Here is a 22,525-nt window from a genome sequence, read left to right as displayed (position 1 = left end):
TCCGCGGGCCGGAGCGGTCGGAGCCGCCGACGTGTCAGCGGCCCGAGCGTCAGAGCGGGTTGACCCCGAACGCGGTCGCGAGCTTGTCGATCTTCTTCGCCCGGCCCAGTCGCGGCAGGTCGCTGCCGTCGCGGATGACGCGGCCGCGGGCCTCGAAGTCGTCGAGGAAGTCGCGCGCCCAGGCCACGTCGGACGGGGTCGGGCTGATGACCTCGTTGATGACCGCGAGCTGCTCGGTGTCGAGGCAGAGCTTGCCGGTGAGGCCGAGCGAGACGGTGAGCGCGGACTGCTCGCGCAGCACCGGGTGGCTGTTGGAGACGGTCGGGCCGTCGATCGGGCCGGGCAGGTCGCCGATGCGCGAGGCGACGACGAGGCGCGAGCGCGGGTAGGCCATCGCCAGGTCGTCGGCGCTGGTGCCGGTGTCGCGGCGGTAGTCGCCGCTGCCGAAGGCGAGGCGGAAGGTCCCGCGGGCGCGGGCGATCGAGACCGCCTCCTCGATGCCGAGGGCCGACTCGACCAGCGCGAGCACCGGGGTCGCGCCGCCGAGGCGGTCGAAGGTCTCGGTGACGTGCTCGCCGGCCTCGGTCTTCGCGAGCATGACGCCGGCCAGGCCGGGCAGGCCCTTCAGCGCGTCGACGTCGTCCGACCAGAACGGGGTGGAGTGGTCGTTGATGCGCACCCAGGCGCGCTTCTCGCCACTGAGCCAGGCGGCGACGTCGGCGCGGGCCTCGGGCTTGGCCTTCGGGTCGACCGCGTCCTCGATGTCGAGGACGACCTGGTCGGCACGCGAGGCGTGCGCGGCGTCGAAGGTGTCGGTGCGGGTCGCGTTGACGAGCAGCCAGGAGCGGGCGATCTCGGGGGCGACGTCGCGCCCCTTGCGCTTCAGGCCGGTCTCGCCGGAGGGGGTGGAGGTGGTGGGCAGCGTCACGTGAGCAGGTCCTTCCGGTGGCGCGGTCTTCGCACCGCGAGCCCCGCCGCTCAGCGACGGTGCCGGGGTCCAGGGTAACGGCTCGGGGCGGAGCGGACGCGTCAGCGCCGCTCCCAGAGGGTGATCGTCGCGGTGGGCACGGTCGAGCTCCGCCCGGCCTCGAAGCCCTCCGCGGCGAGCCAGTCGAAGGCCTCCGGGTCGGCGGCGGGGGCGGCGGCCCAGACGCGCTGCTCGGCGGCGAGAGCGGCGCGCAGCGCGTCGTCCTCGAGCAGGACGTCGGAGTAGGAGCCCGTGGTGGCGTAGGAGCGCTCGAGGGCGACGTCGTCGAGTCCGGCGAACGCCGCCGGGTAGGCCGCGAGGGCGATCCGCGGCCGGAGCGACACGGTGCCGCTGTCGCCGAGGAGGAAGGCGTCGCCCGGGAGAGCGCCGTCGCGGATCGTCCGCGCGAGGCCTCGGAGATCCTGACCGGCCGGCTTGCCGGTCTCCGTCCGGATCAGGACGAGGGCGGGCAGGGCGGCGACCGCGAGCGCACCGACGAGGACCCCCGCCGTCACCGGCCGCCAGGAGGCGAGGGCCAGACCGAGCGCCGCCGCCAGCGCGGGCGAGCTGAGGCTGAGGTAGCGCGGGGTGAACATCGGCTCGATCAGCGCGGTGCCCAGGAGCAGCACGGCCGCGGGCAGGAGCAGCCAGACGGCCAGCACGAGGACGAGCGGCGGGTGGATCGCCCCCGCCCCGGTCGCGCGCGACCGCACCGCCCGCGTCCGGACCGCCGCGACGACCAGCAGCCCCACGGCGAGCGCCGCCAGCCACCACGCCGAGCCGAAGAACGACTCGACGACCACCGTGTAGGCGTTGACCGGCTGCGAGCGGAGCCAGCCGATCTGCCCGCTCTGGCCCGCCGCCGTGACGATCACCGGGCTCGCGACGCCGACCGACAGCACCGCGCCGAGCACGCCGGCCCCGAACGCCCTGCCACGCCGCGGCCCGACGGCCGCCGCGAGCAGCACGAAGGCCGGCAGCACGAGCACGCAGTAGAGGAAGACGGCGTTCGCGAGCCCGGCCACCGCGACGAAGCCGACCCAGCGCAGCACTCCGCCGTCCCGCGCCGCTCGGACCACCAGCACCGCCGCCCACACGACGAGCGCCGTGGCGAGCGCGGAGGAGCGCGCCTCCGTCCCGTTGAACGACGTCCGGGGCAGCAGCACGAACACGATCGCGGCGAGCAGCGCGGCCCGCGGCCGGCCCAGCGAGCGCAGGAGCACCAGCACGCCCGCCGCTCCCGCCCCCGCCGCGAGGGCGGACGGCGCGCGCACGGCCAGCTCCGACTCCCCCGCGATCGCGATCCAGCCGTGCATCAGCAGCGCGTAGACGACGTGCACGGCGTCCTTCTGCTGCGCGAAGGCGAGCAGCTCGGGCAACGGGAGCCGCGCGAGGCGCAGGGTCGCGGCCTCGTCGTTCCAGTAAGAGGGGATCCAGGAGCCGACCAGGGTCAGCAGCGTCGCGACGACGAGCACGAGACCCGCCGGGATCGACTCCGCCCCGACCCCTCGGGCCCTCATCCCCCACCGCACCGTCCCACCGTAGGGGCGGCCGGCGCCGCTCAGAGCCCGGCGCGCTCCGCGAGGCCGGCCGAGAACGCGGCCTGCCCCGCGTGCTGCGTGTCGTCGTCGATCACCGAGACGAGCCGCACCGCGAGGGTCACCGGCGGGTCCCAGTCCTCGTCGACCACGCGGGCGAGGTCGGCGTCCTCCAGCGTGTCGAGGTAGGCGAGCGTCTGCCCGTGCACGGCGTCGTAGTACTCGGCGAGCAGCTCGGCCGGCACCGCGGCGAGCGCCGCGACCTCGGCCGGTTCCATCCCGTAGCCGTTCGTCTCGGCCGGGAACGGCAGGCCCGAGCGATCGTGGAAGCCGCCGGAGATCCAGAGCTGCTCACGGCCGGCGAGCGGGGCGAGGTGGTCGTCCTGCACCCGGGTCAGGTGCCAGACGAGCCAGGCGGCGGAGTTGGCCTGCGCGTCGGCCCGGAAGCCGAGCCGCTCGGGGGTGCTGTCGTCCAGAACGGCGTGCACAGTGCCGTGCACCCGGTCGAAGGCGTCGCGGAGGAGGTCGATGGCTGCAGTCATCCCGCCAGTCTGCTCGCCGCGCCCGTGTCGCGTCACCCCCTGCCGAGTGCTCGGAGGATCCCCGGAGGCGGGTGCCGGATACTCGCTCCGTGACCTCCGGAACCTCGAACCTGGCGATGAAGCCGTGGCTGACCTCCTACGCGGAGGGCGTCCCGGCCGAGATCGACCCGCCCACGCAGACCCTCGTCCATCTGCTCGAGGACTCGGTGGCCCGCTACAAGCGCGGCATCGCGCTCGAGTTCTTCGGCGCCGAGACGAGCTACGCCGAGCTCGGCGAGAAGGTCGCCCGCGCCGCGGAGGGGCTGCGCCGCCTCGGCGTGCGCGCCGGCGACCGCGTCGCCCTGGTGCTGCCCAACTGCCCCGAGCACGTCGTCGCGTTCTACGCGGTGCTGCGGCTCGGCGCGATCGTCGTCGAGCACAACCCGCTCTACACGCCGCGCGAGCTGCGTCGGCAGTTCGAGGACCACGGTGCCCGCGTCGCGGTGGTCTGGAACAAGACCGCCGACGTCATTGCCGCGCTGCCCGCCGACCTCGGCGTCGAGCGCGTCGTCTCGGTCGACCTCACCGCGTCCTTCCCGCTCGGCAAGCGGCTCGCGCTGAGGCTGCCCCTGGCGAAGGCGCGCGAGGCGCGCGCCAAGCTCACCACGAGCCCGCGCACCCGCTCGCTGATCCCCTTCGACCGACTCCTGGGCGGACGCCGAATCGCCCGCTCGCACCCGCGCCCGGCGCTCGCCGACACCGCGCTGCTCCAGTACACGAGCGGTACCACCGGCACGCCGAAGGGCGCGATCCTCTCGCACGCCAACCTCCGCGCGAACGCGCTGCAGGGCCAGGCCTGGGTGCCCGGGCTGCGCGAGGGCGACGAGACCTTCTACGCGGTCCTCCCCCTGTTCCACGCCTACGGGCTGACGCTCTGCCTCACCTTCGCGATCAGCATCGGCGCGAAGGTCGTGCTCTTCCCCACCTTCGACGTCGGACTGGTCAAGGCCGCCGCGAAGAAGTCGCCGCCCACCTTCCTGCCCGCCGTGCCGCCAGTCTACGACGCGCTGGCCCGCGCCTCCGAGCGCGGCGAGCTCGGCCTGCGCGGCATCCGCTTCGCGATCTCCGGAGCGATGAGCCTGCCCGTCGCGACCGTCGACCGCTGGGAGCGCGCGAGCCGCGGACTCCTCGTCGAGGGCTACGGGATGACCGAGAGCTCGCCCGTCGCGCTCGGCAACCCGGTCGGCCCCAGCCGCCGGCCGGGCACCGTCGGCGTGCCGTTCCCGAGCACGCGGATCCGCCTGGTCGACCCGTCGGACCCCTCCGTCGACCGCGGACCCGGCGAGTCCGGCGAGCTGCTGCTGCAGGGACCGCAGGTGTTCCAGGGCTACTGGAAGCGCCCCGAGGACACCGCGGCGACGCTGCTGCCCGACGGCTGGCTCCGCACCGGCGACATCGCCACGGTCTCGGCGGACGGCTTCGTCACGATCGTCGACCGGGCGAAGGAGCTGATCATCACGGGCGGCTTCAACGTCTCGCCGTCCGAGGTGGAGGGCGTGCTCGAGTCGCACCCGGACGTCGTGCGCGCCGCGGTCGTCGGCCTGCCCCGCGCGGAGGGCGGCGAGAGCGTCGCGGCCGCGGTCGTGCTGCGCGCCGGGACGGTCGTCGAGGCCGAGGCGCTGCGCGACTTCTGCCGCCTGCACCTGACGGCCTACAAGGTGCCGAAGCGGGTGGTGACGGTCGACGCGCTGCCGACCTCGCTGATCGGCAAGGTGCTGCGCCGCGAGGTGCGCGAGACGCTGCTGGGCTGAGCCGGCCGGCTCTTCCCTCTTCCCGGTCACAGCTCGATGGATCACAGCTCGACTGGTCACAGCTCGACTGGTCACAGCCCGATGAAGGAGAACGACATGACGCGATTCGTGCAGTACACCGAGAACGGCGGCCCCGAGGTGCTCGAGGTCGTCGAGGCGCCCGAGCCCGAGGCCCCCGAGGGCGGCGTCGTCGTCGCGATCCGCGCGGCCGGCGTGAACCCGATCGAGTGGAAGATGCGCTCCGGCATCCGCTCCGGGCCGCCCTTCCCCCGCCGCCTCGGCTCGGACGGCGCCGGCGTGATCACCGCCGTCGGCGCGGGCGTCTCCGGCTGGAGCGTCGGCGACGAGGTGATCGTGAGCAGCGCGAGCGGCACGTACGGCGAGTCCGTCGTCGTCGCCCCCGAGAGCCTCGACCGCAAGCCCGCGGGCCTCGGCTTCGAGGAGGCCGCCGCGCTCGGCGTCCCGATCAGCACGGCCTACCAGGCGGTCGTCTCGCTCGGCGTCGCCGAGGGCTCCGTCTTCCTCGTGCACGCGGGTGCCGGCGCCGTCGGCCAGGCCGCGGTGCAGTTCGCGGTGGAGCGGGGTGCGCGCGTGATCGCGACGGCGAGCCCGGCCAACCACGACCGGCTGCGCGAGCTCGGCGCCGAGCCCGTCGCGTACGGACCCGGCCTCGAGGAGCGCCTGCGCGCGGCGGCTCCCGGCGGAGTGGACCGCGTGCTCGATGCCGCGGGCACCGACGAGGCGCTCGCCGCCTCCCTCGCGCTGGTCAGCGACCCCCAGCACGTCGGCACCGTCGTCGTCGGCGCGCGGGCGGCCGAGCTGGGCATCCGCGCCTGGATGGGCGGCAGCCCCGTCCCGCTGACCGACGAGGAGAAGGCGCTGCGCCGCGAGGGCATCCCCCGCGCCGCGCAGCTCGCCGCCGACGGCCGCTTCTCGATCGAGCTCGGCCCGCGCTTCGCCCTCGACGACGTCGCCGACGCCCACCGCCTCAGCGAGGACGGACACACCCGCGGCAAGATCCTCCTCGTCCCCTGACCCACCGCTGATCGAGCACCCCGCCCACTGCATGCTGATCGAGCGACCCGCGCACCTCATGCGGATCGAGCACTACGTGCACCTCATGCTGATCGAGTAATACGCGCACCACATGCTGATCGAGCAATACGCGCACCACATGCTGATCGAGTAGCCCGCGCAGCGGGCGTATCGAGATCCACCAGCTTCAACAGGACGAGTCTGCAGACCCGCCCTGCTGGTGACGGCGGGTCTCGATACGCCCCTGCGGGGCTACTCGACCAGCAAGAGTGCAGATGTCTCCGCCAGGGCGACCCGCCCCAGGATGCAGATGCATGCTGATCGAGTAGCCCGCAGAGCGGGCGTACCGAGATCCACCCGCCGACGAAGGAGTCCCGCCATGACCACCGACGACACCACCCCCGTCATCCTCGGCGGCGCCCGCACCCCCTTCGCCCGCTTCCAGGGCGCCTTCGCCCCGCTCTCCGCGGTCGAGCTCGGCGCCGCCGCCGTCCGCGCGGCCCTCGCCCGCTCCGGCGCGCAGCCGTCCGACATCGACGCCGTGATCCTCGGCCAGGTCATCCAGGCCGGCGCCGGCCAGGGCCCCGCCCGCCAGACCGCGATCCGCGCGGGCCTCGGCTGGGACGTTCCCGCCACCACGATCAACAAGCTCTGCCTCTCCGGCCTCACCGCCGTGATCGACGCCGCCCGCCTGATCCGCACCGGCGAGGCCTCCGTGGTCGTCGCCGGCGGTCAGGAGTCGATGACGAACACCCCGCACCTGCTGCTCGGCGCCCGCTCCGGCCTGGGCGTCGGCGCACAGCCCCTCGAGGACGCCCTCCTGCACGACGGCCTCCTCGACCCCTTCGACGACCGGATGATGGGCCGCGTCACCGACGACGGCAACGCCGAGCGCGGGATCCGCCGCGAGCGCCAGGACGCCTACGCGGCGCTCTCGCACCAGCGCGCCGCCGCGGCCCGCGACTCCGGAGTCCTCGCCGAGGAGATCGCGCCGGTCGAGGTCCCGCAGCGCCGCGGCCCGGACCTCCTGGTGTCCGAGGACGACGGCATCCGCCCCGAGACCACCGTCGAGATCCTCGCGGGCCTCCGCCCCGCCTTCAGCCCCGAGGGAACCATCACCGCGGGCAGCTCCTCCCCGATCACCGACGGCGCCGCCGCCCTCGTCATCGCGAGCAAGGGCTGGGTTCTCTCGCGCGGCCTGCCCTGGCTCGCCGAGATCGCCGAGCACGGCCAGGTCGCCGGCCCGGACAACTCGCTGCACTCGCAGCCCTCCGCCGCGATCCTCCGCGCCCTCGCCCGTCGCGGGGCGACCGTCGCCGACCTCGACCTGATCGAGATCAACGAGGCCTTCGCCTCGGTCGTCCTGCAATCCGCCGACGACCTCGGCGTGCCGCCCGAGTCGGTCAACCTCGACGGCGGCGCCATCGCCCTCGGCCACCCCGTCGGCGCCTCGGGCGCCCGCCTCGCCCTGCACCTGGCCCTCGCCCTCCGCCGCCGCGGCGGCGGCCTCGGCGTCGCGGCCCTCTGCGGCGGCGGCGGCCAGGGCGAGGCCCTCCTCCTCCGCGCCTGACGCCCCCGCGAGATGCCACTTGTGCACGCCTTTCGCGGCGTGTCGCGTGCACAAGTGGCATCTCGCGGGGAGTGTCAGCCCGCCCGGCTACGCTCGCGGGATGAGCATCCTCAGCGCGGACGGCCTCGAGTTCGTGACCCAGCGGCACCTGGCCACCCTGTCGACCCCGTGGCAGCAGGGACGCCTGCACGTCGTCGCCGTCGGCTTCACCTACGAGGACGGCGTCGTCCGCGTCATCACCTCGCGCGAGAGCCAGAAGGTGCTGAACGTCCGCCGCGGCGGCACCGCGACGGTGAGCCAGGTCGACGGCATCCGCTGGCTCAGCCTCGGCGGCCCCGCCTCGATCGAGGAGGACCCGGATGCCGTCGCGCACGCCGTAGAGCTGTACTCGCAGCGCTATCGGACGCCCCGCGAGAACCCGCTCCGCGTCGCGATCCGCATCGACGTCGACTTCGCCCTCGCCTCCTCGGGCCTGCGCGCGGAGTAGCCCCGTGCACTCCCCCGACGCGCTGCGGGCCGACGGCACCGTCTCGTCGCTGCGGACCTACCGCTACGTGCGGGTGTCACTGGTGGCCGCCGTGCTGTTCCTCGGCGTCGGAGTGACGTGGCACCTCGTCGCGCTCTGCCCGCTGCGCTCGATCAGCGCCGCCTACTACACCCCCGTGCGCTCGATCTTCGTCGGCTCGCTGTTCGCCGTCGCGGTCGGCCTCGTCGTCCTCGCCGGGCGCAGCCTCCGCCGCACGCTGCTCGTGATCGCCGGGTTCACCGCTCCCGTCATCGCTCTGGTGCCCGCGCCGATCCCCTCCGACGAGCTGGAGCTGCTGACGGGCACCGGCTGCCCCGCGGGCGTCGCGCGCTGCGTCGCCCCCGGCACGGAGGACGCGATCGCCGTCGGGATGCTCGCCTACCTCGTCGTCGCCGCGGCGGCCCTGGTCGCCTCGCTCGCCTTCCTCGCCGTCGACCGCGCGCTCGACCGCGGCGCCTGGCTGCGCGCCGGCGGTGCCGCCGTGCTGCTCACCGCCCTCGCTGTCTTCTCCACTACCCCGGCCTTCGCCGACCTCGGCCACTACGCCGCCGCCGCGCTCTTCTTCCTGCTCATCGCGGCCGTCGCCGGGATCCACGCCCATGCCGTGCGCTCGCAGGGCGTCCGCGGACCGGGCTCGCTCCGCGCCTACTCGCTCGCCTACTCCGCGCTCGCCGTCCTCCTGGCCGCGGTCGACGCCGCCGCGATCGTCCTGCTGCTGACCGGCCGGGCCTCGGCGCTCCTCGGCGAGCAGTGGCTGCTGATCGTCGAGGCCGTCGCCCTCGCCCTCTTCACCGCCTTCTGGATCCTGCAGACCATCGAGAACTGGCGCGACCCGGACGCGGCGGCCCGCTTGTCAAATGTGCCACCTACTTGACCTTCAGCGAGTAGAGCCATCAGTCAGCTCTCGTAAGTACTATTACGTAAGTCGCCACCTAGAAAGAAATATCAGCCCTGAATCAAGTCCTGCTTTTAGTACACCAAAACTTGCCCGCCACGGTGCATTACCCCCCCTTGGAGGGCAGGCCAGACATTCATAGGTAGTTTCACCTAGGAGTCGCGGAATCTGGCGGAGGCGATGCTGCTAGCCTGTGTTCAAACTTTATGGGGGAAAATAATGCAATTGTCATCGACCCACTGGGTATTGCGTCGACAGCACATCGGCGGCCTTACGAACCTGGTTAGGCTGCTCTTAGGTCTACTGACTTTAGTGGGGTCCTCTGTCGGCACATTCGCCATACTAAAGAGTCCTGCCGCTGAAGCAGGAGGGTCTGCCATACTTCTCGGTTCGGTAGTGATCTTGCTTTTTGCCCTGGCGGGGAGACTCCCTGAGAAGCTCTCTGGTGGCGGTGTATCTATTGAATTCCAACCCGACAGCGTCAGACAGATTCTCGCGCTCATCCAGTCCGAATCCCCCGACCTAGCAAAGGACGTTGAGGATATCATTCGCAGCGGCATTAGGCCAGGCCAGGCGTCTGAGTCTGTACTGGACTCTGCAGACGATGATCGGGCCGCTGACGCTTCCTTCGAATCAGACGTACGCTCCGCTCTCAAAGCCAAGATCTTCCAGGCGGATGTTGGGGAAGACGTTCCCGTTCTAGGTGCCAGCGTTGGTCGCCCCCCGATCGTCGACATGAAAGGGCAGATTGGAGGCAATGAAGTCGTTGTGGAAATCAAGAGCACATGGACTTCTTCAGTCTCGGAAATTACGAGGAGGCGAATCAAGCGGATCCTTGATGCTGGTGTCGCTACTCAAGCTATCGTGGTAGTTCGATCCCACCTTCTCGAATCAGCTCGTCGTGACTTTGCCGGCCAGTCGAGCGTCGCGGTCGTGAGTCGGGATGAAATCGCCGAGATTCCTCGCATATTGAAGGCGGCAGAGGCTAACCGAAAGTAGATGAATCAGAAGACGATTTGTACTGCTACAGGTTCTAACGCCGTTCTCGAATCGCAGAAACTCTCGGCTCCTCCCGTTGCTAGGACTAGACGCTTGGGAAATATGCGCACACCCTTTTGCCCGGCCTTCTCGGCGGCTGGACACAACCTCGATAACCTCGCCTCGTTCAGCTTCCGACAAGAACTGGAAGGTTCTGTGGCCACCGTCGCGACGGGCGCCTACAGGCTGTCGCCCACGCTCACCGTTCTCGAGTTCACGGGTTTCCAGGACCGCCGTCAGCGCTCCGCCGCGTAGCGGAACAGGTGCTTCTCCCGCACGAGGAGAGTCCCCGCGGCGCAGCCCGCGGCCGTCGCCGCCGAGGCCAGGACGAGCAGACGGAGGCAGCCGTGCAGCAGGGCGGCCCGATCGCCGGGGCTCTCGGGCAGAGCGAGAACGAGCACGCCGACCGGGATCACGGCCCAGGCAGCGGCCAGCCAGAGCGCGTTCTCGGCCAGGAGTTGCACCAGCAAAGCCGATCGACGGACGCCGATGTGCAACGCCGAGGCCAGCTCGAGGCGACGAAGGCGGACGAGTATCGCTCCGAGTACGACTCCAACCACTGCCGCACTCGGCACCGCGAGAAGGGAAGGTCTGGTGCGGACCGCCTCGCCGACGTCGTAGGGCTCGCCCAGTCGGGAGTTCAACCGACTTGCGGACGGCTTCTCGACCGGACTCGGAGCGACTGCGGTGAGGAGGAACGACGCCGTGGGTGATTGGACGAAGGGGACATCGAGCCAGCAGGCGTCGAACACCCCGTCCGCCGGCACGACGACGAGGACCGACCAGCCGAGTCCGGGCAGGCGGCCGTCGTCGGGGTAGTCGAAGATCCCCGCGACCGCGACGGGACCCGCCGTCGTCGCCACCGTCTGGCCGACGTCGCTGCCGAGGGCGACCGCGACCTCCCGGGAGAGGAGCAGACCGGCGATAGCGGGATCGACCCGGTGCAGCAGGAGGTCGACGAAGTGCGGTGTCACGTGTCGGCTGGGGACCGTCGTGGACGGCAGCGCCTCGAAGACGACCCCTCCACCGTCGGACATCGCGCCCGCCGCTCCGGCCCCCGCCACTCCGGCGAGCCTCTCGCAGGCCCTGCCGGAGATGCCATGCGTCGACACCACCGTGCTGATGGTCGCACCGGCGGAGTGGAACGCTCGAAACTCGGCCATGATCGACCTCACCGTTATCGCGTCGTAGAGGCAGAGCGCTCCGATGACGACGACGAACGACACCAGCGCGAGGATCGGCCTGCTCGTGCGGGTGGCCGTGCTGCGGAGCGCCTCGGTGAGGACGGACGAGAGCCGCACTAGGGCGCCAGCTCGATGGCCGTCTCGCAGGCTGCCGCAGCACGCCGATCGTGCGTCGCCACGACGACGATGCTCCCGCCGCTCGAGACGTGGCCAAGCACCTCGATGACGGTCTCCGCACTCCTCGAGTCGAGCTGCGCGGTCGGCTCGTCGACGAGCAGCAGGTCGGGAGCGGAGGCGACCGCCCGCGCGAGCATGAGCCGCTGCGCCTCCCCGCCGGAGAGCCGCGCAAACGGCGTCGCGGCGCGCTCCGCCAGACCGAAGGTGCTGAGCAGTGCCTCGGCGTGGACCTGGGCCGACCACCGTCGTTCGCCCCTCGCGAGGAAGGGGAGCACGACATGGTCGAGTGTCGAGCGCCTCGCGGTGCCGTGCGGGTTCTGCAGCACCCGGCCCGTCCGCGCGACGCCGCAGGTCCGGACGGTTCCGAGCGAGGGCGCGAGGGATCCTGCCAGGATCCCGAGCAGCGTCGACTTCCCCGAGCCGGAAGGACCGGTCAGTGCATAGGTCCGCGACGGCAGGAGGAGTCGGCTCACCGGAGCGAAGAGCGGTGCGCGGGCGTCGAACGAATGACTCACCGCCACCAGCTCGACGAAGACCGCGCTGGAGTCGAGTTTCTCGGCGGACTCCCGATTCCGACCGTTCAGCATCCTCCCGTCCTCTCCGGGGCCGTGCTGATCCGCGCGGGTGGCTCGGGTGAGGCGAAGCGGACGAAGGACTTCCCGAGCTCGGACGCCACGACCTCGACGGCGACCGCCTCACCTCCGGCCAGCACGCAGCCGTGGCGCCCCTCGAGGGCGTAGATCGCGGCCGGAGGGACAGCCCAGGTCTCGATCGGCACCGCCAGTTCGAGGGTCGCGTCCAGCACGACCGTGGCGCTGCCGCCTGCGGCGCTTGCACTCCCGCCCGCGCTGGAGCCGACTGCTCGAACCGCCTGCTCGAACTCCGCCGACGACCGCAGCAGGCGGAGGTCCTCCGCGGACCGGATCGCCCCGAGACCATCCACGGCCAACGGATGCTCCGCGACGAGCACGACGCGCTCACCGGGCAGGAGATCACCGGGGACGGGATCGACCGCTGCCGCCGTCACTGGCGACTCCAGCTCGGCGATCGCCGCGCCGGACTCCACCGTGGTCCCGAGCTCGACGGAGCAGCCCGCCGCTTGAGCCGTCGGGGATGGCAGCCAGATGAGGCTCTCCCTTGCGATGACGTCCGGCTCCGTCGCCGCACCCAGCTCGCGCAGCCGCGTGTCGACGAGCTTCACCGACGTCTGCCCGAGGACGCCGTCCGCCCGGACTGCGTGACCCAAGCGGCGGAGTTCGTTTTGGAGCGCGAGCACGTCGTCTCCGGTGTCGCCGACGCGGAGGTCCCGGTAGAGCGGCATCACAGTGGCGATGCTGAGGAGCCGCGAGCCGTCGACCGCGAGCACGCTGCCCCAGGAGTCGATGGCGGCCCCGGGTGCGCAGTCCAGCGCCGTGATCGTGCCGGAGCGCCGCACCTGCAGCTGCTCTCGTGCGCCCTGCTCGACCGCGATCTTCACGGCCCGCGCATCGACCGTCGATTGGGCCGTCGGCTCGAACTCCGCAGGAGCGGAGGTCGGGAACGCGACCGACGGCGGCACCTCCGGCGTCGCCGCCACGGTCAGAGCGATCGCGACGGCGGCGCCGGCGAGGACGACGGCCGCGAGGACGACGAGGCCGGGTCCGCCTTTGTCACCCATGCTCGAAGAACCAACGGATCGCGAGCAGCGGCTGGTCCCCGACTGCGAGTAGACGGCTCACGAGCCGACTCCCAGGGGATCGATTCGGCACCCCTGCAGCGCCTCCCGCCCCGCGGCCTCGTCGACGAAGGGGAAGTCATCGTGCGACGTGTCGTCCGCGTAATCACCCTTCGAGTAGGAGGAGGGCACGACGCCGGAGCGGGCAAGGCACTCGACGATCAGCGTGGTCTCGTCAGCTCGATCCGGGTTGCGATGGGTCCAGCTGTAGAGGGCGCCGATCTCGGTCTCGCCCGAGCTGCGCGAGCAGCCCTTCACATCTTCGTAGGCGGCGTCGGCGTCGGTATCCGGAGCGAACGTCAGGTGGAACGACCCGTCGAGCGCGTACTCGTCGATGCCGTAGCCGAGATCCGCGACGCACCTGGTGAAGCGGTCGATCATCTCCGAGCGCTCCTGTTCCGAGACCACGCCGTCCTCGATGACGGACCTGGTGAAGTCGTCCGTCGCCCGGTCGTAGGAGGCGGCGAACTCCGAGGCCCACGGACCACTGAAAGCGGGGACGTCCCGGGCGGGAGCAGACCCGTTGGCTGACGGTCCGTGGGCCGCGCATCCGGCCAGGCCGAGCATCAGCACTACGCCTCCTACGACCAGTCGTTTCATCTTCATGACGGGCGGACGACCTACTCGCGGACGTCGTAGTAAGCAGTGTTGCCCGAAGCTCGCAGGGGCGACCAGTGCGCTACGGCGAGCGTCGAGGACGGCTGCCAACCGCTGTACGCGCAGCCGCGGTGACCGCAGGCCGTCGCCTTGTGGCTCTTTCCACTGTGCTGGTATTCGGAGTAGACCTGACCGCCGCTTCCGTAGATGCCGCCAGAGCGGGTTCCGTGATCCCAGACCCCGCCCTCGGAGGGACGCTCCGTCACGGCGGAGGCGCTGACCGCGCCGCCCGCGAGGATGCCTCCTGCCACGAGGGCGCCCACAACCATCGCCGTCGTCCTGCGTCGAACCATGTTTCTGCCTGCTTTCCAGCACCGTCGGTGCCGTTCGTCGGATGTGTTCTGTGAGAACCATACGTGTCTGGTGGACCGGACCGGCTGATGGCGCGAGAAGCAGTGACGGCGGGCGTGATAACGCGTACGAAGCGGGCGCGCTCGGCGGCAACCCGAGCCGGCCCGACGCGCGAGAAACAGAAGAACCGCCCGCTCGAGCGATCCCGCCCCTGAAACGACGGAAGGCCCGCTCTCTCGAGCGGGCCTTCCGTGTGGTGGTGGATCCGAGGGGATTCGAACCCCTGACCTCTTCATTGCGAACGAAGCGCGCTACCAACTGCGCCACGGACCCGTGCCTTCCGAGCCGTCACCGGCCCGAACAACTCGTCCACATTAGCACGTGGCCGAGGGGCGGAGGACCGCTCAGGCTCCGCGGCGGCGCTGCAGGGCCTGGTCGAGGTCGATCGCGTCGACGCCCTCGACGACGCCCATCGAGGCGAAGCGCGAGGACGGGCGCGGTGCCTCGGGGACAGGGACCGGGCCGGTCGCGCGGGGCGAGCGGATCGGCGCGACCTCGGGGGCCGAAGCGGCGGCGCGCTGGGCGATCTCGGCGTCCGCGGCGGCGGCGCGGAGGCGCTCCACGGCGTCGATCGAGGCCATCGCGCTGGCCGCGACGGTGCCGCGGGACAGGTAGAGGGGCTTGGGCAGCGGCTGCGGTGTCCAGCGCGTCTCCTCGGCAGCGGCGGCCTCCTCCTCGGGGGCGGCGGCCTCCTCGGCGAGCTCGGCCTCGAAGACCTCAGCACGGCGGCGGGCCACCTCGGCGGTGCTGGTCGAGACCGCGGCGGGCGCGGCGCTGCGCTGACGGCCCGGAGCGAGCAGGATCAGGGTGCCCAGCCCGGCGGCGAGCACCAGCACGCCGACGAGCGGTACGACGCCCGCACCGCCGAAGGGCAGCATGACCAGCCCGACGAGGGCGACGACGAGGCCGATCAGCACCGTCAGCGCCGCGCCCTGGCGCCAGCGCATCGCGCCGGGAGCCGTCCGCGTGCTCTGCCGCGTGCTCGCGGCCGCCCGCCGCAGCGCTTCGCGCGCCGCCTTCTCCGCCTGTGCCAGCTCCATCGCCTGTGCCTTCTCTTCGGCTCGTTGTTTGGTCTCGGTCGCCCGGAGGGTGCGCTGCTGCAGCGCGACCTCGCGGGCCGTCGCCTCCGCACGCACGTGCTCGGGCACCTCGGCGGTCTCGGCGAGGATCCGCAGGGTCTGCTGGAGCCTCACCGCGTTGCGCTCGGTCGCGTAGAACGACCGCCTGCGCATCCACGCGGGGATGAGATAGGCGACCCACAGAACGGCGGCGAGCGCCCAGACGACGCCCCCACCCAGCCAGTCGCTACTCATGCGACCAACGCTAGGAGCACGGGGCGCTCCCGTCCGTCATTACGGGTAGGTGTGTCCGTGCGGATCGCGGATCAATCGGCTCCCCGTCGGGGGGACACCGGCGCCGTCGGGCGGCCCGGAGAGGCCCGATCGGCGGGAGGCGCGCTGGTCGGCGTCGGTCGGCACGCCGACGTCGCTCGGCACCTGGCCCTCGAGGTAGCGGCGCAGGACACCGCGCGGCACCTCCTCCGCCACGAGGGCGAAGCAGAAGTGGTCGCGCCAGTCGCCGTTGATGTGGATGAATCGGCGGCGCAGGCCCTCGTAGCGGAAGCCGAGCTTCTCGACAACGCGCAGGCTCGGCCGGTTCTCGGGTCGGATGCAGATCTCGATCCGGTGCAGGCCGAGATCGAAGAAGGCGTGATCGGTGGCCAGCGCGACGGAGACCGGGGTGATGCCGCGGCCGGCGTAGCGCTCGGAGACCCAGTAGCCGATCGAGCCGGAGGAGAGCGAGCCGTAGCCGATGTTGGAGATGTTGAGCTGGCCGGCCAGCTCGCCGTCCCAGTCGATCAGGAACGGCACGCCGCCGCCGGCCCGCGCGTTCTGCTGCAGAGAGCGGATGCTGGCCCGCACGTCGAAGGCCGCGCCGCCGCGGGGGTCGGACGCCTCCCACTGCCGCAGCCAGGCGCGGTTGGCGATCAGCTCCCGCTCGAGGGGGCGGGCGTCCCGGACCCGGATCGGGCGGATGGTGACACGACCCTCGGTGAGCGTCGGGATCGGCAGCGGCATGTGCTGACCCTACTGCGCAGTCGCGGCGGGAGAAGGGGGTGGACCGGAGCGCCGGAACGCGGCAGGGGCCGAAGCAAGGGGGGCCGCCACTCCATGCCGGTCGAGTAGCCCCGGAAGGGGCGTATCGAGACCCACGTCCGCCAGAAGGGCGGGTCTGCAGACTCGACTGCAAGCGACGGTGGATCTCGATACGCCCGCTGCGCGGGCTACTCGATCAGCATGCAGGGGCCTGCCCGCTCCTGAAGGGGCGAACCCGGCGGACTTCATGCTGGTCGAGTAGCGCCGAAGGCGCGTATCGAGACCCACGTCCGCCAGTGCGCCGGGTCTGCAGACTCGACTGCAGGCGAAGGTGGATCTCGATACGCCCGCTGTGCGGGCTACCCGATCAGCATGGAACGGACGCCCGCTGCGCTGGCTACTCGATCAGCATGGAGGGGCCGCGAAGCGGGCCGCGCGAAGTGCAGCGCCCGCGCAGCGGGCCCCGCTCATGGACGGGCGCCCGCCCCGCGGGCTCCTCGCTCAGAGCCCCGCGACGAAGTCCTTCAGCCAGGGCTTGAGGTCGACGCCGAGGTCCTCCCGGTCGGAGGCGAGCTGCACGATGGCCTTGATGTAGTCGAGCTTGTCGCCGGTGTCGTAGCGGCGGCCGCGGAAGACGACGCCGTAGACGCCGCCGAACTCCGCCGGGTCCTGCGCCATGCGCTCGAGGGCGTCGGTCAGCTGGATCTCGCCGCCCTTGCCGGGCGCGGTGTGCTCGAGCACGCCGAAGACGTCGGGCTTGAGGACGTAGCGGCCGATGATCGCGAGGTTCGAGGGCGCGTCCTCCTTGGAGGGCTTCTCGACGAGGCCGGTGATGCGCACCACGTCGTCCTCGTCGGTCGTCTCGACCGCGGCGCAGCCGTAGAGGTGGATCTGGTCCGGGTCGACCTCGAGGAGCGCGACGACCGTGGTGTCGCGCTGCTCCGCCACGTCGATCATGCGGGTGAGGAGCGGGTCGCGCGCGTCGATCAGGTCGTCGCCGAGGAGGACGGCGAACGGCTCGTCGCCGACGTGGCGCTGAGCGCGCGAGACGGCGTGGCCGAGGCCCTTCGGCTCGCCCTGGCGGACGAAGTGCACGTCGGCGAGGTCGCTCGCGTACTGCACGTGCGCCAGCTTGGCGTCGTCCAGCTTCTTGGCGAGGTTCTGCTCGAGCTCGGGGACCGAGTCGAAGTGATTGGCGAGCGCGTTCTTGTTGCGCCCGATGATGACGAGGACGTCCTGGAGTCCGGCGTCCGCGGCCTCCTCGACCACGTACTGGATCGCCGGCTTGTCGACGACGGGCAGCATCTCCTTGGGGATGGCCTTGGTCGCCGGCAGGAAGCGGGTGCCGAGACCGGCGGCGGGGATGACGGCTTTGCGGATTCGAGTGCCCATGGGGCGCCATACTAGCGGCGGCCGTGGTCGGGCACGTTTCGGCCCCGAGAGGGGCTTGCCAACGGTGTACCCCGCTCGCGGACGGAGCCGCCGCAGGACTCCTCACGATCGCGACCCCGGACTCCTCGCGACCGCGACCCCGGACTCCTCACGACCGCGACTCCGGCCTCCTCCACGACCGCGGCTCCGGCCGCGAGGACGGCCCGACACCCCCGATCTAGACTGGGCCCCATGCCAGCCGACATCACCCACGAGAAGCGGGCGCTGCGCGCCGAGCTCCGTGAGCGCCGACGCACGCAGACCGCGACCGCCCGCGAGCAGGCCACCCTGCACCTCACCGAGCACCTCGAGGAGCTGGCGACCCGGGTCGGCGCACGGTCGATCGCCTGCTACCTCTCGGCGCCGGACGAACCGAGCACCCGTCCCTTCCTCGGCTGGGCCGAGAGCCGCGGGATCCGGGTCCTCTTCCCCATCTCCCGCCAGGACGGCCTGCTCGACTGGGCGGTCGGCGACGGCCACACCGAGACCCAGGGCCTGTTCGGGATGCCGGAGCCGGTCGGTCAGCTGCTCGGCCCGATCGCGATCAACGACGTCGACCTGATCATCGTCCCCGCCGCCACCGTCGACCGCTCGGGCATGCGGATGGGCTGGGGCCGCGGCTACTTCGACAAGACGCTCGGCTCGATGGAGAAGTGCCCGCCCGTCTACGCGGTGGTCTTCGACAGCGAGTTCGTCGAGCACGTGCCCAGCGAGGTGCACGACCAGGCGGTCGACGGCGTCGTCACTCCCTCGGGCATCGTCGACATCCCGCGCTGACCCGCTCCCCTCTTCCCCCACTCCCCCGCCGCCACCCGCCTCAGGAGCACCAGTGCCCACCTACTCCTACCGCTGCACCCAGTGCGGCAACGCCTTCGACATCCAGCAGAAGTTCACCGACGACACCCTCACGGAGTGCCCGAGCTGCCAGGGCGCGCTGCGCAAGGTCTTCAGCGCGGTCGGCGTGACCTTCAACGGCTCGGGCTTCTACCGGACCGACTCGCGCGCCTCGGGGCCGGGGTCCGGTTCCGGCTCGAAGGAGTCGAAGGGCGAGTCGGGCGGAGGGTCGTCCGCTCCCGCGTCGACCGGCTCGGGTTCCGGCGGGTCGTCCTCGGGCGGCTCCGGCTCGTCGTCGGGCTCCTCGGGGTCGGGCTCCTCCGGCTCCTCGTCCTCGGGATCGGGCTCCGGCTCCTCGGGCTCCTCCTCCTCCAAGCCCTCGTCCTCCGGGTCGGGGTCCTCCTCCTCTTCCTCCTAGGGCCGCCGTTCCCCCGGGAGCGAGCCCGCCTCCGCGCACCCCACTCCGCCCGCCGGCAGAAACGGAACAGATCATGATCAACGGTTTCAAAGAGTTCATCCTCCGCGGCAACGTCATCGACCTGGCGGTCGCCGTGGTCATCGGCGCCGCGTTCACCACCATCGTCAACGCGATCGTGACGGGCATCTTCAACCCGATCATCGGCGTCATCTTCGACGCCTCCTCCCTCGAGACGCTCGTCTGGACGATCCGCCCCGAGGGCAACGGCCAGGAGGCGTCGGTCATCGCCTGGGGCAGCGTCCTCTCGGCCCTGATCCAGTTCGTGATCGTCGCGTTCGTGCTCTACTTCGCGTTCGTCCTGCCGATCAACCACCTCAAGAACACCGCGTTCAAGAAGAAGATGGACGACGCCCCGGCCGCCGAGGACAAGGCGCCGACCGAGCTCGAGCTCCTCGCCGACATCCGCGACCTGCTCGCCAACGGCGGCACCGCGACCACCGCGAACTCCGGCAAGCACGTCGACTGACGCTCCGTGACGGAGGAGGGGGGCGGCGATCGCGAGGTCGCCGCCCCTCTCGTCGCGTCCGGCGATGTCCCCGGAGCGCACTCCCGCGGCGTCCGCCGTGTCAATTCTTGTTAACGGTAACAAAGTGCTCGCGTGTCGCCCTCGCGAGCCTTTAGTGTGTGGTTCCTCACCACCCGTGCGACGGAGCACCGGCACCCTCACCCTCGAGGACCCGCGGCCTCGTCGCCCTCTCGACGACGAGGAATCCTGCATGAGACGATCACGATCGACGTTGCGGACCGCTCTGGCGACCACGACGATCGCAGCCACCGCGCTGCTCGGAGCCGCCCTCCCGGTCTCCGCCTCCGGAGCGACGGCCCAGCCGCTGCTCCACTACAGCTTCGACACCGCGCCGACCGGCACGACCGTCGCCGACACCAGCGGCAACGGCTACAACGGCACCCTGCGCGGCAGCGGCGCCACCGTCGCCGCGGGCGCGCTCAGCCTGCCGGGCGGCTCCGCCGCCGCGGCCCCCTACGTCGACATCCCGACGGCGGGCCTCGTCGGCAAGAAGGACCTCACGGTCTCCACCTGGCTGTCGAACCGGACCGGGCCCGCGAACACCGCGGCCGCGTTCCTCGGCGCCCCGGTCGCGGCCGGCGCGTCCTACTCCTCCGGCTACTACCTGCTCAACCCGACGAACCCGGCCGGCTTCGTCAAGTCGGTCGTCACGAACGCGACCAACGCCGGCGCCCCGTGGGGCACCGAGGTCGGCCCCGGCTCGACGAACGCCGCCAGCACCGGCCTGCGCACTCCCGCCGGCTACTCGCTCTACACGACCGTCATCGACGGCACGAACGGCACCCTCTCGGTCTACGTCAACGGCACCCGGATCGGCCAGAACGCGATCGCGCGCAACGTCTCGTCCTTCGGAACCTCGCTGGTCGGCTATCTCGGCCGCTCGACCTACAACGACGCCGGCTGGAACGGCCTCGTCGACGACTTCGCGGTCTACGACAGCGCGCTCACCGCCGACGCGGTCACCGCGCTGTACTCGTCGCAGGCGATCGACCGCGCCGTCGCCTCCGTCAGCATCCCGACGACCGCGACCGCCGACTTCGCGCTGCCCACCAGCAGCGCCGGCGTCGCCGTGACCTGGCGCTCGAGCAGCGCCGCCATCGCGGTCTCCGGAGGCAGCGCCGTCGTCACGCGACCGGCCGCCGGCTCCCCCGACGCCGCCGTGACGCTCACCGCCACATTCACCTCCGGCAGCGACACGCGCACCGTCGACTACCCGGTGCTCGTCACCGCGCAGCTCGCCGACGCCGACAAGGTCCAGCGCGACCTCGACGCCGTGACCGTCGCCCAGGCCGGCGACGTCCGCACCAACATCTCGGTCCCGGCGCGCGGCGCCCTCGGCTCGAGCATCGCCTGGAGCGTCATCGGCTCGAACGCCGCGACGATCCGCGACGGCAGCACCGCCGACAGCCGCACCATCGTCGTCGAGCGCCCCACCGCGGGCAGCCCGGCCGTCGACGTGACGGTCCGCGCGACCGCGACCAGCGGATCGGTGACGCGCACCCGCGACTTCACCCTCCGCCTCCAGCCGCTGCCCACGGGCACGGTCGACACCGAGGCCTACGTCTGGGCCTTCTTCACCGGTGAGGGCGCCGGCGCCGAGCGCGTCAGCCTCGCCGCCTCGAAGGGGAACGACGCCCTCGACTGGAACACCCTGAACGGCGGACAGCCCGTCTTCACCTCCGACCAGGGCACCAAGGGCCTGCGCGACCCGTTCATCCTCCGCTCGCACGAGGGCGACAAGTTCTTCATGCTCGCGACGGACCTGAAGATCGACGGCCTGGCCGGCGGCTTCGACACCGCGCAGAAGTCGGGCTCGAAGTACATCGAGGTCTGGGAGTCGACCGACCTGGTGAACTGGTCGGCGCAGCGCCACGTGAAGGTCTCGACCGACTTCGCCGGCAACACCTGGGCGCCCGAGGCGTACTGGGACGACGAGCTCGACACCTACGTCGTCTTCTGGGCCTCGAACATGTACCCGACGACGAACGCGGCCGACCGCACCGCCGTCACCTACAACCAGATGATGTACGCGACCACCGACGACTTCGTCACCTTCTCGGAGGCGAAGCCGTGGATCGACGTCCAGCGCGGCACCGGCCGCGGCACGATCGACTCGACCATCGCGAAGGACGGCGACACCTACTACCGCTTCACGAAGGACGAGGCGTCGATGACGCTGCGCGAGGAGAAGAGCACCGACCTGCTCGCCACGATCAGCGGCTCGCTGCCCGGCACCTCCGGACCCGCGGACGAGTGGACCCTGGTCAAGGAGCGCGTCGCCTCCGGCCTGCCCAACGGCGAGCCGAACGGCACCTTCACCAGCGGTGAGGGCCCGAACGTCTTCCCCGCGAACGAGGGCGACGTGAACGGCCTCGACTGGTTCCTCTTCATCGACCAGCCGGACTACCACGCGGGACCGAACCACTACATCCCGTTCGGCACCGACGACCTGGCCGCCGACGCCTGGCAGCCGCTCGGAGCGAAGCTGCGGGAGAACCTGCCGCAGAACTCCGACGGCGGCAAGCCTCGCCACGGCACGGTCATCCCGGTGACCCGCGCCGAGTACCAGCGCATGCTCGAGGCGTACGCCCCGGCGATCGCCGTCACCTCGGTCGCTCCGATCGCGGTCTCGACCGCCGCCGGCGTCGCCCCGGTGCTGCCGAGCGCGGAACTCACGACGGCGGACGGCGCGAAGCGCACCGTCGCCGTCACCTGGGACGCCGTCGCTCCCGCCTCCTACGCCGCCGCCGGCACCTTCACGGTGCGGGGAGTGGCGCAGGACGACTCGCGGATGCCGGTGACCGCAACGGTCACCGTCCAGTCCTCACTGAAGCTGACGGCCGCGGCGAGCACCCGCTGCGTCGCCGGCAAGGTGGTGCTGACGGTCGTCGCGACCAACGGCGACACCGTCCCGATGGACGTCACGGTCACCTCGACGGCGGGCACGAAGTCCTTCGCCGGCGTCAAGGCGGGCTCGAACGCCTCCGCCGCCTTCACCGTCCGGGCCGCCCAGCTCGCGGCCGGCGAGGCGACGGTGACGGCGACCGCCACGGTCGGCGGCAAGCCCGTCACCTCGACGGTCAAGACCCCCTACGCGGCCCGCACCTGCGGCTGACCCGCTCCCGCGACGACGACGGCCCATCGTGCTCCGGCAGGGTGGGCCGTCGTCGTACGCG

General features: G+C 71.6%; 21 protein-coding genes and 1 tRNA gene. 10 read left to right on the top strand and 12 right to left on the bottom strand.

Features of this window, described 5'->3' with window-relative positions:
• Nucleotides 1-49 precede the first annotated feature (49 nt).
• From MT355_RS05305 to MT355_RS05295, 3 genes are all read right to left on the bottom strand, one after another.
• Nucleotides 50-886: a CoA ester lyase gene (locus MT355_RS05305; protein ID WP_123445387.1), complete on the bottom strand. Its 837-nt coding sequence runs from the start codon at nucleotides 884-886 to the stop codon at nucleotides 50-52.
• Between the two features lie 143 nt (nucleotides 887-1,029).
• A complete protein-coding gene (locus MT355_RS05300) occupies nucleotides 1,030-2,487 on the bottom strand; it encodes a glycosyltransferase family 39 protein (RefSeq protein ID WP_243598801.1) in 1,458 nt (485 codons plus the stop codon).
• A 41-nt stretch (nucleotides 2,488-2,528) separates the two neighbouring features.
• Complete coding sequence (locus MT355_RS05295; RefSeq protein ID WP_243598800.1) at nucleotides 2,529-3,047, bottom strand: DUF664 domain-containing protein; 519 nt, start codon at nucleotides 3,045-3,047, stop codon at nucleotides 2,529-2,531.
• A gap of 89 nt (nucleotides 3,048-3,136) precedes the next feature.
• Here MT355_RS05295 and MT355_RS05290 point away from each other — a divergent pair, with 89 nt between their 5' ends.
• From MT355_RS05290 to MT355_RS05265, 6 genes are all read left to right on the top strand, one after another.
• Nucleotides 3,137-4,837: a long-chain-fatty-acid--CoA ligase gene (locus MT355_RS05290; protein ID WP_308197302.1), complete on the top strand. Its 1,701-nt coding sequence runs from the start codon at nucleotides 3,137-3,139 to the stop codon at nucleotides 4,835-4,837.
• Between the two features lie 96 nt (nucleotides 4,838-4,933).
• Nucleotides 4,934-5,872, top strand: coding sequence for an NADP-dependent oxidoreductase (locus MT355_RS05285; RefSeq protein WP_243598799.1), 939 nt, complete (start codon nucleotides 4,934-4,936; stop codon nucleotides 5,870-5,872).
• 379 nt (nucleotides 5,873-6,251) lie between these two features.
• Nucleotides 6,252-7,442: an acetyl-CoA C-acyltransferase gene (locus MT355_RS05280; RefSeq protein WP_243598798.1), complete on the top strand. Its 1,191-nt coding sequence runs from the start codon at nucleotides 6,252-6,254 to the stop codon at nucleotides 7,440-7,442.
• A 100-nt stretch (nucleotides 7,443-7,542) separates the two neighbouring features.
• Nucleotides 7,543-7,929, top strand: coding sequence for a pyridoxamine 5'-phosphate oxidase family protein (locus MT355_RS05275; RefSeq protein ID WP_132435910.1), 387 nt, complete (start codon nucleotides 7,543-7,545; stop codon nucleotides 7,927-7,929).
• 4 nt (nucleotides 7,930-7,933) lie between these two features.
• Nucleotides 7,934-8,842 (top strand): hypothetical protein, encoded by a 909-nt coding sequence (locus MT355_RS05270; protein WP_243598797.1) that lies wholly within the window; start codon nucleotides 7,934-7,936, stop codon nucleotides 8,840-8,842.
• Nucleotides 8,843-9,175: 333 nt separating this feature from the next.
• Nucleotides 9,176-9,862, top strand: coding sequence for a hypothetical protein (locus tag MT355_RS05265; RefSeq protein WP_243598796.1), 687 nt, complete (start codon nucleotides 9,176-9,178; stop codon nucleotides 9,860-9,862).
• A 275-nt stretch (nucleotides 9,863-10,137) separates the two neighbouring features.
• Here MT355_RS05265 and MT355_RS05260 read toward each other — a convergent pair whose 3' ends face one another.
• From MT355_RS05260 to galU, 9 genes are all read right to left on the bottom strand, one after another.
• On the bottom strand, nucleotides 10,138-11,202 hold the full coding sequence (locus MT355_RS05260) for a hypothetical protein (protein WP_243598795.1): 1,065 nt from the start codon (nucleotides 11,200-11,202) through the stop codon (nucleotides 10,138-10,140).
• The gene (locus MT355_RS05255) at nucleotides 11,202-11,849 is read right to left on the bottom strand and encodes an ATP-binding cassette domain-containing protein (protein WP_243598794.1); all 648 of its coding nucleotides are present in this window, start codon (nucleotides 11,847-11,849) and stop codon (nucleotides 11,202-11,204) included. Before MT355_RS05255 ends, MT355_RS05260 begins: the two co-directional genes overlap by 1 nt.
• Complete coding sequence (locus tag MT355_RS05250; protein WP_243598793.1) at nucleotides 11,843-12,919, bottom strand: peptidoglycan-binding protein; 1,077 nt, start codon at nucleotides 12,917-12,919, stop codon at nucleotides 11,843-11,845. The genes MT355_RS05255 and MT355_RS05250 overlap by 7 nt, the downstream gene beginning before the upstream one ends.
• Nucleotides 12,920-12,976: 57 nt before the next feature.
• Complete coding sequence (locus MT355_RS05245; RefSeq protein ID WP_243598792.1) at nucleotides 12,977-13,549, bottom strand: hypothetical protein; 573 nt, start codon at nucleotides 13,547-13,549, stop codon at nucleotides 12,977-12,979.
• Between the two features lie 47 nt (nucleotides 13,550-13,596).
• Nucleotides 13,597-13,926 (bottom strand): lactococcin 972 family bacteriocin, encoded by a 330-nt coding sequence (locus tag MT355_RS05240; protein WP_243598791.1) that lies wholly within the window; start codon nucleotides 13,924-13,926, stop codon nucleotides 13,597-13,599.
• 255 nt (nucleotides 13,927-14,181) lie between these two features.
• Nucleotides 14,182-14,257, bottom strand: a tRNA-Ala gene (locus MT355_RS05235).
• A gap of 71 nt (nucleotides 14,258-14,328) precedes the next feature.
• The gene (locus MT355_RS05230; RefSeq protein ID WP_243598790.1) at nucleotides 14,329-15,297 is read right to left on the bottom strand and encodes a hypothetical protein; all 969 of its coding nucleotides are present in this window, start codon (nucleotides 15,295-15,297) and stop codon (nucleotides 14,329-14,331) included.
• A 39-nt stretch (nucleotides 15,298-15,336) separates the two neighbouring features.
• Nucleotides 15,337-16,062 (bottom strand): GNAT family N-acetyltransferase, encoded by a 726-nt coding sequence (locus MT355_RS05225; protein WP_123445236.1) that lies wholly within the window; start codon nucleotides 16,060-16,062, stop codon nucleotides 15,337-15,339.
• Nucleotides 16,063-16,581: 519 nt separating this feature from the next.
• Nucleotides 16,582-17,472: a UTP--glucose-1-phosphate uridylyltransferase GalU gene (galU, locus tag MT355_RS05220; protein ID WP_123445235.1), complete on the bottom strand. Its 891-nt coding sequence runs from the start codon at nucleotides 17,470-17,472 to the stop codon at nucleotides 16,582-16,584.
• 231 nt (nucleotides 17,473-17,703) lie between these two features.
• Here galU and MT355_RS05215 point away from each other — a divergent pair, with 231 nt between their 5' ends.
• The 4 genes from MT355_RS05215 (at nucleotide 17,704) to MT355_RS05200 (ending at nucleotide 22,464) form a co-directional block, all read left to right on the top strand.
• Nucleotides 17,704-18,288 (top strand): 5-formyltetrahydrofolate cyclo-ligase, encoded by a 585-nt coding sequence (locus tag MT355_RS05215; protein ID WP_123445234.1) that lies wholly within the window; start codon nucleotides 17,704-17,706, stop codon nucleotides 18,286-18,288.
• Nucleotides 18,289-18,340: 52 nt separating this feature from the next.
• Nucleotides 18,341-18,763, top strand: a complete 423-nt coding sequence (locus MT355_RS05210; RefSeq protein WP_243598789.1) for an FmdB family zinc ribbon protein — start codon at nucleotides 18,341-18,343, stop codon at nucleotides 18,761-18,763.
• Nucleotides 18,764-18,836: 73 nt separating this feature from the next.
• Nucleotides 18,837-19,289, top strand: coding sequence for a large conductance mechanosensitive channel protein MscL (gene mscL, locus MT355_RS05205; protein WP_243598788.1), 453 nt, complete (start codon nucleotides 18,837-18,839; stop codon nucleotides 19,287-19,289).
• Nucleotides 19,290-19,539: 250 nt separating this feature from the next.
• Complete coding sequence (locus MT355_RS05200) at nucleotides 19,540-22,464, top strand: immunoglobulin-like domain-containing protein (protein ID WP_243598787.1); 2,925 nt, start codon at nucleotides 19,540-19,542, stop codon at nucleotides 22,462-22,464.
• Nucleotides 22,465-22,525 lie beyond the last annotated feature (61 nt).

This window comes from Rathayibacter sp. VKM Ac-2929 (assembly GCF_022815495.1).
Lineage (GTDB): Bacteria > Actinomycetota > Actinomycetes > Actinomycetales > Microbacteriaceae > Rathayibacter > Rathayibacter festucae.
The sequence above is the reverse complement of the archived record's forward strand: the minus strand, read 5'-3'. Positions and strand labels throughout refer to the sequence as shown.